The sequence below is a fragment of the Pseudomonas sp. FP215 genome (assembly GCF_030687795.1).
In the GTDB taxonomy this organism is placed as follows: Bacteria; Pseudomonadota; Gammaproteobacteria; order Pseudomonadales; family Pseudomonadaceae; genus Aquipseudomonas; species Aquipseudomonas salmasensis.
In genome coordinates, this window is record NZ_CP117447.1 from 3185618 (window position 1) to 3199949 (window position 14332).

The 14332-nt window shown below is 60.2% G+C and carries 12 protein-coding genes; 9 read left to right on the forward strand and 3 right to left on the reverse strand.

Going from position 1 to position 14332, the window contains the following annotated elements:
* Positions 1-75 precede the first annotated feature (75 nt).
* The 3 genes from PSH76_RS14435 to PSH76_RS14445 are packed head-to-tail and all read right to left on the reverse strand — an operon-like array spanning position 76 to position 2377.
* On the reverse strand, positions 76-537 hold the full coding sequence (locus PSH76_RS14435; RefSeq protein ID WP_032900596.1) for a DUF6392 family protein: 462 nt from the start codon (positions 535-537) through the stop codon (positions 76-78).
* Complete coding sequence (locus PSH76_RS14440) at positions 537-2000, reverse strand: S-type pyocin domain-containing protein (RefSeq protein WP_305494372.1); 1464 nt, start codon at positions 1998-2000, stop codon at positions 537-539. The genes PSH76_RS14435 and PSH76_RS14440 overlap by 1 nt, the downstream gene beginning before the upstream one ends.
* Positions 1997-2377: a PAAR domain-containing protein gene (locus tag PSH76_RS14445; protein ID WP_305494373.1), complete on the reverse strand. Its 381-nt coding sequence runs from the start codon at positions 2375-2377 to the stop codon at positions 1997-1999. The genes PSH76_RS14440 and PSH76_RS14445 overlap by 4 nt, the downstream gene beginning before the upstream one ends.
* Positions 2378-2663: 286 nt before the next feature.
* Between PSH76_RS14445 and PSH76_RS14450 the strand changes: the two genes are divergently transcribed.
* The 9 genes from PSH76_RS14450 (at position 2664) to PSH76_RS14490 (ending at position 14307) form a co-directional block, all read left to right on the forward strand.
* Positions 2664-2912: a DUF6124 family protein gene (locus PSH76_RS14450; protein WP_003190957.1), complete on the forward strand. Its 249-nt coding sequence runs from the start codon at positions 2664-2666 to the stop codon at positions 2910-2912.
* A gap of 283 nt (positions 2913-3195) precedes the next feature.
* Positions 3196-4506 carry a sugar ABC transporter substrate-binding protein gene (locus tag PSH76_RS14455; protein ID WP_305494374.1) on the forward strand — a complete coding sequence of 437 codons (1311 nt, stop codon included), beginning with the start codon at positions 3196-3198 and terminating at the stop codon, positions 4504-4506.
* Positions 4507-4640: 134 nt separating this feature from the next.
* Positions 4641-5531 carry a carbohydrate ABC transporter permease gene (locus PSH76_RS14460; RefSeq protein WP_305494375.1) on the forward strand — a complete coding sequence of 297 codons (891 nt, stop codon included), beginning with the start codon at positions 4641-4643 and terminating at the stop codon, positions 5529-5531.
* Positions 5532-5541: 10 nt separating this feature from the next.
* Positions 5542-6372: a carbohydrate ABC transporter permease gene (locus PSH76_RS14465; RefSeq protein WP_005788583.1), complete on the forward strand. Its 831-nt coding sequence runs from the start codon at positions 5542-5544 to the stop codon at positions 6370-6372.
* A gap of 22 nt (positions 6373-6394) precedes the next feature.
* On the forward strand, positions 6395-7498 hold the full coding sequence (locus PSH76_RS14470; protein ID WP_130175691.1) for an ABC transporter ATP-binding protein: 1104 nt from the start codon (positions 6395-6397) through the stop codon (positions 7496-7498).
* Positions 7499-7516: 18 nt separating this feature from the next.
* Positions 7517-8998, forward strand: coding sequence for a mannitol dehydrogenase family protein (locus PSH76_RS14475; protein ID WP_278917581.1), 1482 nt, complete (start codon positions 7517-7519; stop codon positions 8996-8998).
* A 136-nt stretch (positions 8999-9134) separates the two neighbouring features.
* Positions 9135-10616: a xylulokinase gene (gene xylB / locus PSH76_RS14480; RefSeq protein ID WP_305494376.1), complete on the forward strand. Its 1482-nt coding sequence runs from the start codon at positions 9135-9137 to the stop codon at positions 10614-10616.
* A 12-nt stretch (positions 10617-10628) separates the two neighbouring features.
* Positions 10629-11567, forward strand: coding sequence for a carbohydrate kinase (locus PSH76_RS14485; protein ID WP_305494377.1), 939 nt, complete (start codon positions 10629-10631; stop codon positions 11565-11567).
* Positions 11568-11712: 145 nt separating this feature from the next.
* A complete protein-coding gene (locus PSH76_RS14490; RefSeq protein WP_305494378.1) occupies positions 11713-14307 on the forward strand; it encodes an autotransporter outer membrane beta-barrel domain-containing protein in 2595 nt (864 codons plus the stop codon).
* Positions 14308-14332: the final 25 nt, after the last annotated feature.

A 14332-nucleotide genomic window follows, 5' to 3' on the forward strand; every position in this document is an offset into this window, starting at 1 on the left:
GAGCAAGCGATCACCAGTTTGCAACTGGCGATCATATTGGCAGTTCACCTGCTCCATGCTTGAGGCAACACGCTTCTAATTTATCACCGAGAAACTGATATTGTTTACAGCATAGCTTTCAAGATAACCAATTATAACTTTTGCATTCGGATGCCATTCGTTGGACAACTTATATGCATCCCACCCTCCCCGTATACCCAGCCCCCCTGGAAGCCTGGCACGACCTCTCGAATCCATAGGTTCTCCCAAAGCACTACGCACACTTTGCTGATTAATCAACAGGGAAAATGGAGCGGGTAACCCTCCAGCATAAACCGGTTGCCCGACCGTCGGGATGAGTGTGATCAGAATCTGCTTCAGGGACTTGGTCCTGTCATTGAAGAGCAACTCCACTCCCTCTACTGGACGCATGGTCGGCCAATCGCTGTCCTCAAATGGCTTCATCAGCGGTTGATTGGGAACCTTCCCACTTGCTACAAGTTCGGTAAAACCGAGTCCTAAACTCTCCACCCACAACTTAATCGTTGGCGCGTCCATTAATACCACCCCATTTCTTTATTGATTTTATGCATCTTGGTCCGCGCATCTTCAAGGTCCGCTTCTTTGAACCCTTCCTCAAGCATGTAGGGCTTTATTGCATTAAAATTTCGCTCTACTGCACCTCGTAAATCAGCTGCATCCACCTGTCGTTTGAATTTTGTGTTTCTGCCTCCGAAGGTCTCACTGTATTTCTGATGAACACGAGATGGTATCGCGATGCTCACAGCGTTTTTCATTGCCTGCTTCCGATCAACTTCATCAAGATGCGGAAAATTTTCTACCAAGTAATACTCTAACGCCGCTTGGGAAGGCATGTGATCCAAGTGCATTCCTTCACGAGGCCGTCCACTGAACGCACCATAAATATCAACCTCCAACGGCCTGACCGCCGGCTTGGCAAACACCAAATACAACGGCGGCACACCCGAATCAGCCGGAAACGAAATGATCGTATCCTGCCAGGTGATGTTTTCTGCATCCCGCCCTGGATAGTGACTGATCGCCGAATCTTGCCCCACCGCAATCGGATGAACAAACACGTTATCCAAGCGTTCCGGTGTTCCGGGATACGGGCTCGGCACGCTGACAACCGGGCCATGGTTCGGCGTCCATGTGATGCTGATGCCATCCAGCACCGCCACCATCGCGCTTTTGTCCACATTCCACCGGGCTTGTGCAACCGGCACACGGTCAGCGCCACTGCCAGGATTGGTATGTATGCCATAAACACGCAGTTCACCGGACTCATCCTGGCGAAACTGGAAACGCACTCGCGTGCTGGCCAAACGCATCCCCTCCAACTGCTCCGGGGTGTACAGCGTTGAGTCACCGATATCCCGTGGCCAGAATGCCAGCAGCACGAGGTTGAGGGCGGAACTGGCGCCGGCCAAGCCTCGTACAGCCCAGGCACCGAGGTCGCTGCCGAGTGTGCCGGCTACCCTGCCGACGGCGCCCGTGCTACCGGTTGAAGCCATGAGGGCGGTGGTGCCGAAGTTTTTGGCGTTTTCCGGGGCGGTGCCCGCGGCCGTAGAACCGGCTGGCACCGAAACGCAGGATTTGGCAAAAACGCAGGCATCAGCGGCACGATTCGACGCTGCGGGCGCGGCATAATTCGCAGGGGGCGAGGCGGATGCAGTCGGCCTCATTACAATCGGGGTGACACGTTGAGGTTGGGGACCGAACTCCTGAGATTTGGAACTCTGATTGGCAATCAACTCCGGCGGCGGATCGCATTTGCAGATGCACAGATCACCCTCCAGTGCCGCTTGTTTGCCGTTCCACTCTTCGTGCAAATGAGGGCCGGTAAGCGCGATGAAGCCTTCAGTGCCGCATGCCGGACAAGCGACCCGGTCACCCTCCCTCGAGATCATTTCGCCGTTGAAACTGGTGCCCTCACAACCGCTGGTTACCTTGCCACCCACCGTGGTGGTTGAACCGGTGGTGATGTTGTAGCGCCTCACATCTGACTCTCCACGCGATAACCAGCCTTTAGAAGACCAGGAATACCCTCGCCGTCCGCGTACTCCACCACCTGAGCCAGGTTTTGCAGGCTGCTCGTCACGGTGTCGCCATTGTCGGTAGCGCTGCCGACAATGGCGATGGGCAGACCTTTGTAGGTGGCCGCGAAACCTGCTCCCGAGACAATTTCGCTCTCTTTGCCATCGGGGTAGCGCACTCGGTCGCCGACGCAAGCGATGCGCAAGTCATGGATCTCGAGGCTGGTGCTTGCAGTGATAATTTCTCCTCCCATACGTGTTCTCGAACCAAGTGTCGCGTAGTCGTAGATGGCTTTGATTGGGCGAGTTGATGGTTGGATTTCAGTATCGATGTCTTTCATGTTTCGTCCTTTTTTAGCGCGCAGGGGTGCTCAAACGCGGTCATGGCGTTGATGTGTGCAAAGGGAATAGCGCCGAACTGGCGCAAGAAAGATGTTGCTGGCCGGCGCTAAGCCAAACAACTGTCCGTTCGGCTAGGTATTGGGAAAAACAGAAACGTCTTACAAGCCTTTGAGGTTGCCCCTAGGACACTCGATCTCTAGTCTCCGTACACCGCTGCATACTCAGCGGTCGGGCGTCGCGGCCTGTATTTCTCCGGATTCTTTAATACATCTGCGGAGCTTGACCATGATCAAACCGACCTCAAATCCCTCGCTCGATCCAGCACCCAGCGTGCTATTCACCGTTAAAGACGGCATCTGCACCCAAGACCTGCTGGTCAACCTCAGTGAATCCCTCGCCTCTGCCCACGCCCTCACCTGCGATTTCGCCTTTGAACTCGACGGCTCGCGACGAGAAGGTGCGCTGGGTATTGCACAGTTGATCGAGGTGTCTCGGTTGTTGGCTGAACGTGTACTGGCTGATATTGAGCGTTAAACACTGCGCTGATCGTTCCCGCGCTTTGCGTGGGCATGCATACCGTGACGCTCTGCGTCACCCGGGGACGCAGAGCGTCCCTAGCGGCGTTACCACGCGGAGCGTGGGAACGATCAGGTGGTCGACGAGTGCAAAAAAGTATCAGTGAGCGTGCTCCCAAGGATTTGTCACCGCCGCTTTTGAAGGCTGTAATCAACGCACACTCTTCCTGACTCCTTGTAGGAAGACACAACAACAATAACCGTCCTTCTGTAGCCCTCTGGGCGCGGAAATGGAGTGCGCGATGAAGTTCACAGCAAAAGCATTGCTTGCCTGCACCTGCATGACCCTCAGCGCCGTCAGCCTTGGCGCGCAAACCCTGACCATTGCCACCGTCAACAACAGCGACATGATCCGCATGCAGAAGCTCTCGAAAACCTTCGAGGCCGAGCATCCGGAGATCAAGTTGAACTGGGTGGTGCTCGAAGAAAACGTGCTGCGCCAACGCCTGACCACCGACATCGCCACACAAGGCGGGCAGTTCGATGTGTTGACCATCGGCATGTACGAAGCCGCACTCTGGGGCGCCAAGGGGTGGTTGGAGCCGATGAAGGACTTGCCGGCGTCCTACGACCTCGACGATGTGTTCCCTTCGGTGCGTGACGGCTTGTCGGTCAAGGGCTCGTTGTACGCTCTGCCGTTCTACGCCGAAAGCTCGATCACCTATTACCGCACCGACCTGTTCAAGGACGCCGGGCTGAGCATGCCCGAGCATCCGACCTGGAGCCAGATCGGCGAATTCGCCGCCAAACTCACCGACAAATCCAAAGAGCAATACGGCCTGTGCCTGCGCGGCAAAGCCGGTTGGGGTGAGAACATGGCGCTGATCACCACCCTGGCCAACGGCTTCGGCGCGCGCTGGTTCGATGAGAAGTGGCAGCCAGAATTCAACGGCCCCGAGTGGAAGAACGCGCTGAACTTCTACGTCGACAACATGAAAAAATCCGGCCCGCCGGGTGCTTCCAGCAACGGCTTCAATGAAAACCTGGCGCTGTTCAACAGCGGCAAGTGCGCAATCTGGGTAGATGCCAGCGTGGCCGGCTCGTTTGTGACCGACAAGAGCCAGAGTAAGGTCGCAGACAATGTGGGCTTTACCTTCGCGCCCCATGAGAAAACCGATAAGGGCACCTCGTGGCTGTACTCCTGGAGCCTGGCAATCCCCACCAGTTCCAAGGCCAAGGACGCCGCCAAGGTGTTCACCAGTTGGGCCACCTCCAAGGAATACGGCCAGCTCGTGGCCAAGACCGATGGCATCGCCAACGTGCCGCCCGGTACGCGCCAATCCACCTACAGCGACGAGTACATGAAGGCCGCGCCGTTCGCCAAGGTGACGCTGGAATCGCTGAAAGTGGCCGACCCGACCAAGCCAACCGAGAAACCGGTGCCGTATATCGGTATCCAGTTGGTGACCATTCCTGAGTTCCAGGCGATTGGTACCCAGGTGGGCAAGTTCTTCTCGGGGGCGTTGACCGGTCAGCAAACCGTCGATGCTGCATTGACCGCCGCGCAGAACACCACCGAGCGGGAAATGAAGCGGGCTGGTTATCCCAAGTAACCCCATAACCTGTAGGAGCGAGCTTGCTCGCGAAGGTATTCCAAGCGCATCGCGGTGTCGGATGTACCTTTTTCGCGAGCAAGCTCGCTCCTACAGGGCTTTTGCGCACCTGTCTCTATCTGGCCTTGATTATCATGAATACACCCGCCAAAAACCGCCTGGCCAACCCCGGCTGGTTTCTCGTCAGCCCCTCGGTGGCCTTGCTGCTGCTGTGGATGATCGTGCCGCTGGGCATGACCCTGTACTTTTCGCTGATCCGCTACAACCTGCTCTACCCCGGCGAAAACCAATTCGTGGGGCTGGAAAACTTCAGCTACTTCATCACCGATTCGGGCTTCCTGCCCGGCGCTACCAATACCCTGTTGCTGGTGGGCAGCGTGTTGCTGATCAGCGTGGTGTTCGGCGTGTTGATCAGTGCGCTGCTGGAGGCCAGTGAGTTCCTGGGGCGCGGCATCGTGCGGGTGATGCTGATTTCGCCGTTCTTCATCATGCCCACCGTGGGCGCGCTGATCTGGAAGAACCTGATTTTTCACCCGGTGTCGGGGATTCTCGCTGCCGTATGGAAGTTCTTCGGCGCCGAGCCGGTGGACTGGCTGGCGCATTACCCGCTGCTGTCGATCATCATCATTGTGTCGTGGCAATGGCTGCCCTTTGCGATCCTGCTGCTGATGACCGCCATGCAGTCCCTGGACCAGGAGCAAAAAGAAGCCGCACGCCTGGACGGTGCCGGCGCCATTGCGATCTTCTGGCACCTGACCTTGCCCCACCTGGCCCGCCCGATTGCCGTGGTGGTGATGATCGAAACCATCTTCCTGCTCTCGGTGTTCGCCGAAATCTTCACCACCACCAACGGTGGCCCCGGCTACGCCTCCACCAACCTCGCCTACCTGATCTACAACCAGGCGCTGGTGCAGTTCGACGTGGGCATGGCCTCGGCCGGTGGCTTGATTGCCGTGGTCATCGCCAATATCGCCGCGATCATCCTGGTGCGGATGATCGGCAAAAACCTGACTGACAAGCCTTGAGGGCCGCGCCATGACGCTTCAACAATCCCGCCGCCTGCAAAGCCTGTTGCTCGGCACGTTGGCCTGGGCCATCGCGATCCTGATTTTCTTTCCGATCTTCTGGATGGTGCTGACCAGTTTCAAGACTGAAATCGACGCGTTCGCCACCCCGCCGCAGTTCATCTTCACGCCGACGCTGGAGAACTACCTGCACATCAACGAACGCAGCAACTACTTCGCCTACGCCTGGAACTCGGTGGTGATTTCCTTCAGCGCTACCGCCCTGTGCCTGCTGATTTCGGTGCCGGCCGCCTACTCCATGGCGTTCTACGAAACCCAGCGTACCAAGGGCACGCTGCTGTGGATGTTGTCCACCAAGATGCTGCCGCCGGTGGGCGTGCTGATGCCGATCTACCTGCTGGCCAAGAGCTTTGGCCTGTTGGACACGCGCATTGCGCTGATCATCATCTACACCCTGATCAACCTGCCGATTGTGGTGTGGATGGTGTACACCTACTTCAAAGATATCCCCAAGGACATCCTCGAAGCCGCCCGCCTGGACGGCGCCACCCTGTGGCAGGAAATGGTCCGCGTGCTGCTGCCCATCGCCAAGGGTGGCCTGGCGTCCACGGTGTTGCTGTCGTTGATCCTGTGCTGGAACGAGGCGTTCTGGTCGCTGAACTTGACCTCCTCCAGCGCCGCGCCGTTGACCGCCTTGATCGCCTCTTACTCCAGCCCCGAAGGTTTGTTCTGGGCCAAGTTATCCGCCGTCTCGACCCTGGCCTGCGCGCCGATCCTGATCTTTGGCTGGATCAGCCAGAAGCAGTTGGTACGCGGTTTGTCCTTTGGCGCCGTCAAATAATAATTCGAAAAGGAGGCCCATCATGGCCAACCTGAAAATCAAGAATCTGCAAAAAGGCTTCGAAGGTTTTTCCATCATCAAGGGCATTGACCTGGAAGTGAACGACAAGGAGTTCGTGGTGTTTGTCGGCCCGTCGGGTTGTGGCAAGTCCACCCTGCTGCGCCTGATCGCCGGCCTGGAAGAAGTCAGCGACGGCACCATCGAACTCGATGGCCGCGACATCACCGAAGTCACCCCGGCCAAGCGTGACCTGGCCATGGTGTTCCAGACCTACGCGCTGTACCCGCACATGAGCGTGCGCAAGAACATGTCGTTTGCCCTGGACCTGGCGGGCGTCGACAAGAAACTGGTCGAGAGCAAAGTCAGCGAAGCCGCACGCATCCTTGAGCTGGGGCCTTTGCTGGAGCGCAAGCCCAAGCAGCTCTCGGGTGGCCAGCGCCAGCGCGTGGCGATTGGCCGTGCGATTGTGCGCAACCCGAAGATCTTCCTGTTCGACGAACCGCTGTCCAACCTCGACGCGGCGCTGCGTGTGCAGATGCGCCTGGAACTGGCGCGCCTGCATAAAGAACTGCAAGCGACCATGATCTACGTAACCCACGACCAGGTCGAAGCCATGACCCTGGCCGACAAGGTGGTGGTGCTCAACAGCGGGCGCATCGAACAGGTCGGCTCGCCGCTGGAGCTGTACCACCAGCCGGCCAACCTGTTCGTGGCGGGCTTTCTCGGCACGCCGAAGATGGGCTTCCTCAAGGGCCAGGTCACCCGCGTCGACAGCCAAGGCTGCGAGGTGCAACTGGACGCTGGCACCCTGATCAGCCTGCCGTTGAGCGGCGCCACCCTGAGCGTGGGCAGCGCGGTGACCCTGGGCATTCGTCCCGAGCACCTGGAAATGGCCACGCCAGGGCAAACCACCCTGACCGTCACCGCCGACGTCGGCGAGCGCCTGGGCAGCGACACCTTCTGCCACGTCATCACCCGCAACGGTGAACCGTTGACCATGCGTATCCGTGGCGACATGGCCAGCCAATACGGCGAGACGCTGCAGCTGCACCTGGACCCGGCGCACTGCCATCTGTTCGACACCGATGGCGTCGCCGTGGCCCGCCCACTGCGCGCTGCCGCCTGATTTCGTGAGTATTTCCCGATGAAATTGAATAAAGCCAACCTCACCCAACTGGCGCCCGAAGTGCAGGTACCGACCTACGCGCTTGCCGACACCCGCCAGGGCATCGCGCACATTGGCGTCGGCGGTTTCCACCGTGCGCACCAGGCGTTTTACACCGATGCACTGATGAACACCGGCGAGGGCCTGGACTGGGGCATCTGCGGCGTCGGCCTGCGCAGTGAAGACCGCAAGGCCCGCGACGACCTGGCCGGCCAGGATTACCTGTTCACCCTGTATGAGCTGGGCGACACCGACGACACGCAAGTGCGCGTGATCGGCTCGATCAGCGACATGCTGCTGGCCGAAGACGGTGCCCAGGCGCTGATCGATAAGCTCGCCAGCCCGCAGATCCGCATCGTCTCGCTGACGATCACCGAAGGCGGCTATTGCATCGACGACAGCAACGGCGAATTCATGGCCCACCTGCCGCAGATCCAGCATGACCTGGCGCACCCGAGGGCACCGAAAACCGTGTTCGGCTTTATCTGCGCCGCGCTGACTCAGCGCCGCGCCGCCGGCACCCCGGCCTTTACGGTGATGTCCTGCGATAACCTGCCCCACAACGGCGCCGTCACCCGCAAGGCCCTGCTGGCCTTCGCCGCCCTGCACGACGCCGGGCTGCATGACTGGATCAAGGCCAACGTGAGCTTCCCGAATGCCATGGTCGACCGCATCACGCCAATGACCAGCACCGCCCACCGCCTGCAACTGCACGACCAGCACGGGATCGACGATGCCTGGCCGGTGGTGTGCGAACCGTTTGTGCAGTGGGTGCTGGAAGACAAATTCGTCAACGGTCGTCCGGCCTGGGAAAAGGTCGGCGTGCAGTTCACCGATGACGTCACGCCTTACGAAGAAATGAAAATCGGCCTGCTCAACGGCAGCCACCTGGCCCTCACGTACCTGGGGTTCCTCAAGGGCTACCGGTTCGTTCACGAGACCATGAACGACCCCGTGTTCGTGGCGTATATGCGCGCCTACATGGACCTGGACGTCACGCCGAACCTGGCACCGGTGCCCGGTATCGACCTGACCGAATACAAGCAGACCCTGGTGGAGCGTTTTTCCAACCAGGCAATTGCCGACCAGTTGGAGCGCGTGTGCTCCGACGGTTCATCGAAGTTTCCCAAGTTCACCGTGCCGACCATCAACCGCCTGATTGCCGACGGCCGCGAAACTGAGCGTGCCGCCCTGGTGGTGGCGGCCTGGGCGCTGTACTTGAAAGGCGTGGATGAAAATGGCGTGAGCTACAGCATCCCGGACCCACGGGCAGCGTTCTGCCAGGACCTGGTGAGCGATGACACGCTGATCAGCCAGCGGTTGCTGGGGGTGGAAGAGATTTTTGGCACGGCTATTCCCAAATCGGCGGCGTTTGTGGCAGCGTTCGAGCGTTGCTATGCAAGCCTGCGCGACAAGGGCGTCACAGCCACGCTGCAAAACCTCCTGAACAAACCGGATTAAACATGTGGGAGCTGGCTTGCCTGCGATAGCGGTCCGGCAGTCACTGCAGGGTTGACTGGACCACCGCTATCGCAGGCAAGCCAGCTCCCACATCGACCGTATTTCCAACCCAATAATAATGCTGAGCACCCACCTCATGACCCAGCAAAACCTCTACCTCGGCATCGATTGCGGTACCCAGGGCACCAAAGCCATCGTCCTCGATGCGTCCAGCGGCAAGGTGCTGGGCCTGGGCGCCGCCGCGCACAGCTTGATCAGCGGCGCCAATGGCCGTCGTGAACAACACACCCAGGAGTGGCTCGACGCCTTCACCGCCGCCACCCACCGCGCCCTGCAACAGGCCGGCGTGGATGGCCAGGATATCCTCGGCATCGGCGTATCCGGCCAGCAACATGGCTTGGTGCTACTGGACGAACAAGGTGAAGTGTTGCGCCCGGCCAAGCTGTGGTGCGACACCGAAACCACGCCGGAGAACGACCGGCTGCTGCAGCATCTGGGTGGCGAACGCGGCTCCCTGGAGCGCCTGGGTGTGGCTATCGCACCGGGCTACACCGTGTCCAAGCTGCTCTGGACCCTTGAACAGCACCCGGACGTCTTCGCGCGCATTGCCCATATCCTGCTGCCCCACGATTACCTCAACTACTGGCTCACCGGCCGCGCCTGCGCCGAGTACGGCGATGCGTCGGGCACCGGTTACTTCAACGTGCGCCGTCGCGAATGGGATGTGGCATTGCTCCAGCACATCGACCCCAGCGGCCGCCTGCAAGCCGCGTTGCCGACATTGATCGAAGCCGACCAAGCGGTGGGCACGATCCTGCCGGCCATCGCCGAGCGCCTGGGCATCAACCCCAACGCGGTGGTGTCCAGTGGCGGCGGCGACAATATGATGGGCGCCATTGGTACCGGCAATATCGCCCCCGGCGTGATCACCATGAGCCTGGGTTCATCGGGCACCGTGTATGCCTTTGCCGACCAGCCGAACGTTAGCCCCCAAGCCTCGGTGGCGACCTTCTGCTCCTCCAGCGGCGGTTGGCTGCCGCTGATCTGCACCATGAACCTGACCAACGCCACCGGGGTGATCCGCGAGCTGTTCGAACTGGACCTCGACGCCTTCAACGCCTTGGTAGAACAGGCACCCATCGGCGCCGATGGGGTGAGCATGCTGCCGTTTCTCAACGGCGAACGCGTGCCCGCCCTGCCCCACGCCACCGGCAGCCTGCAGGGCCTGACCATGACCAACCTGACCCGCGCCAACCTGTGCCGCGCGGTGGTCGAAGGCACCACCTTCGGCCTGCGTTATGGCCTTGACCTGCTGCGCCAGACCGGCCTGCAAAGCCAGAGCATCCGCCTGATCGGTGGCGGCTCGAAAAGCCCGCTGTGGCGGCAGATGGTCGCCGATATCATGCACACCGAAGTGGTGTGTACCGAACAGAGCGAGGCCGCCGCCCTGGGCGCGGCGATCCAGGCGGCGTGGTGCCAGAGCGGTGAACCGCTGGCCAGCCTGTGCGACAAATGCGTGAGCGTTGACCCTGCCAGCCGTACCTTACCCGTGGCGGCCAATGTCAGCGCCTATCAACAGGCGTATGAGCGTTATCAACAGCACGTGGCAACCCTTTAAGAGCGAGCAACTATGTATCTGGTGTGTGGTGAAGCGCTGTTTGATTTCTTCAGCGAGGAGGATGCCAGCGGGCAGGCCGCCAAGCTCAATTACAAGGCGATTGCCGGTGGCTCGCCATTCAACGTGGCGGTGGGTTTGCGCCGCCTGGGGATCGAGTCCGGGTTTTTCGCCGGCCTGTCCACCGATTACCTTGGACGGCGCTTGCAGCAAGTACTGAAAGACGAAGGCATCAGCGAAGGCTTTCTGGTGGAGTTCGACGCACCGACCACCCTGGCGATGGTCGCCGTAGGTGCCAACGGCTCGCCGCAGTACAGCTTTCGCGGCGAAGGCTGCGCCGACCGGCAATTGCAACTGACGCACCTGCCGCCTCTGGGCGATGAGATTCGCGGGCTGCACGTGGGCTCGTTTTCGTTGGTGGTACAACCCGTTGGTGACACGCTGCTGAGCCTGGTCAAGCGTGAAAGCGGCAAGCGCCTGATCAGCCTCGACCCCAACGTGCGCCTTAACCCGCAGCCCGATATCCACCTGTGGCGCGCACGCGTCGCAGAGCTGGTGCAACACGCCGACCTGATCAAGGTCAGCGACGAAGACCTGCGCCTGCTCTACCCCGACCAGGCACCGGAAAGCGTGCTGCAAGGTTGGCTGCAACACCGTTGCCAATTGGTGTTCCTCACCCGTGGCGGCGACGGCGCGTCGGTATTCAGCCGTCAGCATGGCACCTGGTCGCAACCTGCGGTCAAGGTGGTGATGGCCGATACGGTGGGTGCCGGCGATACCTTCCAGGCGGCGTTGATTGCATGGCTGACGGAACAGCAATTGGATTCGGTTGACGGGCTGCAAAACCTCAGCCGCGAGCAGATCGACGCCATGCTGGGTTTCGCGATTCGGGCTGCCGCCCTGACCTGCGGCAAGACCGGCCCAGACCTGCCCTACCGTCACCAATTGGGTTGAGCCGAGCGGCCAAAAACTCAAAGTGCCATCATGCAGGCCACGTATCCCGTGGCCTGCGCGGCATGTACCAAAAAATTGCACTACTGAAAAACTGTGCTAAACCCAAAAACAGGAGCAGTTAATACAACAAACCTAGGACACACCCATGCAAAAGCCCAGTGGTTTCTCGACCCGGGCCGTTTTAGCTGTCGGCCTCATCTCATTGCAGTACATGACCCCTCAACCCTCCCACGCCGCCTGCGTTCTCACCCCGGGAACCGGTAACGATACCTATACGTGCGACAACGGCAGCAGTCCCGGCTTGACCGATCTTTCCGGGGATAACAGCCTGACGCTCTCCAAGGGCGGCACCATTGATGGCAACGTCACCTTTGGTGCTGGAATGGATAGGACGCAAATCCTCGACGGCGTGGTCACCAGCGTGGTGCAGCAAGGTCCCGGTATCGATGATTTCCTGATGAAAGGCGGACAGATCCAGGCTTTGTTCCAGGGCGATGGCCTCGACACCTTCGAAATGAGCGGCGGCACCATCGTCGACGCGTTTGAAGACGGCGATGTGGCCTACCAGAGCGGTGGCAGCATTGGCCGCGTCAATATGAAACTGGACAAGAATTTCTATTACATGTCCGGTGGCACCATCGTGAACAACCTGGTGACCGGCTTTGATATCGACACGATCGACATTTCCGGCGGTACCATCGGTGGCAATATCAGCACCAGCGGCGGTGATGACAGCATCACCGTCAGGGGCGGCGTGATCAATGGCGAGATTCGCGCCAGCGTCGGCAACGATACGTTCCAATGGCTGGGTGGCGGCCAGATCAACTCAGCGGTATTGATGGGTGATGGCGACGACACCGCCCTGCTGCAAGGCTTGAGTGAAAGCACACTGACCCACACACCCTCTATCGATGCTGGCCTGGGCAACGATCAACTGACCTTCGATACTACGACGTCCAGCACCGCCAGCCGCTACGTTGGCTGGGAGACCGTCAACCTCACCAACAAATCGCGCCTGGACTTGGTCGGGAACTTTTTCTTCGGTGACAGTGACAGTAAAACCGGCATATTCAACATCGACGGCAGCAGTACCCTGGCCGTGACCCAAGGCAGCATCCGCCCCTATACCGCCGGGCAACGCGTGACGTTCAATAACGCCGGCACGGTCGACATGACCGCTGACAACAGCGCGACCAGCGTGTTGACGGTGCATGGCAACTACGTAGGCAACAACGGCCAGTTGCATCTGCAAACCGTACTCGGCGATGAAAACTCTGCCACCGACAAACTGGTGGTGACCGACGGCAGCATCAGCGGTCACACGCAATTGGCCGTCAGCAACCTCGGCGGTATCGGTGGGCTTACCCGCAATGACGGAATCGAGGTGGTCCAGGCGCTTAACGGTGCGGTCAGCAGCAACGATGCGTTCGCTTTGAACGGCACGGTATCCGCGGGGGCCTATCAGTACTTCCTATTCCACGGCGGCACCACCGCGGGCAAGGAACACAACTGGTACCTGCGATCCTCGGTGGTCGCGGTGCAACCGCCAGCCGTGGTGACGCCGACGCCGCCGGTGACGCCCGCTGTGCCCGTAGCGCCCATTCCGGCAAATCCGCCAGTAGTCGACCCGGACGAGCCGCCTGTCGAACCCCCGACCGCGCAACCGGTAGCACCGGTCGAGCCCCCTGCGCCAGCACCCAACCAGGTTGCGGCGGCCCACTCACCGCAGTCCGCGGCGAGCAACCCGCCATTGCCGACCGCTATCCCCGGTGCCAAGCCGATTCCGTTGTATCGCCCGGAAGTGCCGATCTATTCAGTGGACATCCCGGCAGCGCAGGTCATGACGCTGCAAGCCCTCGGCACCTTTCATGAACGCCAGGGCGAACAAAGCCTACTGACCGAGACCGGTGCAGTGCCAGCAGGTTGGGGCCGCGCCTACGGCAGTGACTTCAACAAAAGCTGGTCGGGCACGGTGGCGCCCAGTTTCGACGGCACGTCCAGGGGCTATCAAGTGGGTCATGATCTCTACGCCGCCCAAACCAGTGGCGGGCAGACGCAACGCTTTGGTCTGTTTATCGGCCAGAGTCGCCTGCGCGGCGACGTCAAAGGGTTTGCGCTGGGCTGGCAAAACCATCGTTCCGGGCGAGTCAAACTCGACGGCGACAATGTCGGCGCCTACTGGACCCTCACTGATCCCACCGGCTGGTACGTCGACCTGGTTGCCATGGGCACGCGCCTGGACGGCGACAACAAGTCTGACCGAGGCGTGAAGATGGGCACCAAGGGCCACGCCCTGGCGTTATCCGCCGAGGCCGGCTACCCGATCACGCTGTCCGAGCATTGGGTCGTGGAGCCACAGGCGCAGGTGATCGGCCAGAAGATCGACCTGGATAGCCAGCACGATGGTATTTCCAAGGTCTCGTTTGACTCTCAGGAGTACTGGACCGGCCGCCTCGGCGCACGCCTCAAGGGCCGCTATCTGGTCAGCAACACACCGGTGGAGCCGTACCTGCGAGCCAATGTCTGGCACACCTTCGGCGGTAGCGACACGGTGACGTACGACGAGGTCGACCGGATCAAAAGCGATCACAAGTCATCCACGGCTGATATTGGCGTCGGTGCTGTGGCCCAATTGTCATCCGCGGTCAGCGCCTATGTGGAGGGCAAATATGGAACCGGGCTGGACGACAATAACTTTGAGGGCGCCAGCGGTAGTATCGGCGTGAGAGTGAGCTGGTAAAGCTGAAGTCTTGTCAGCGTTGGGC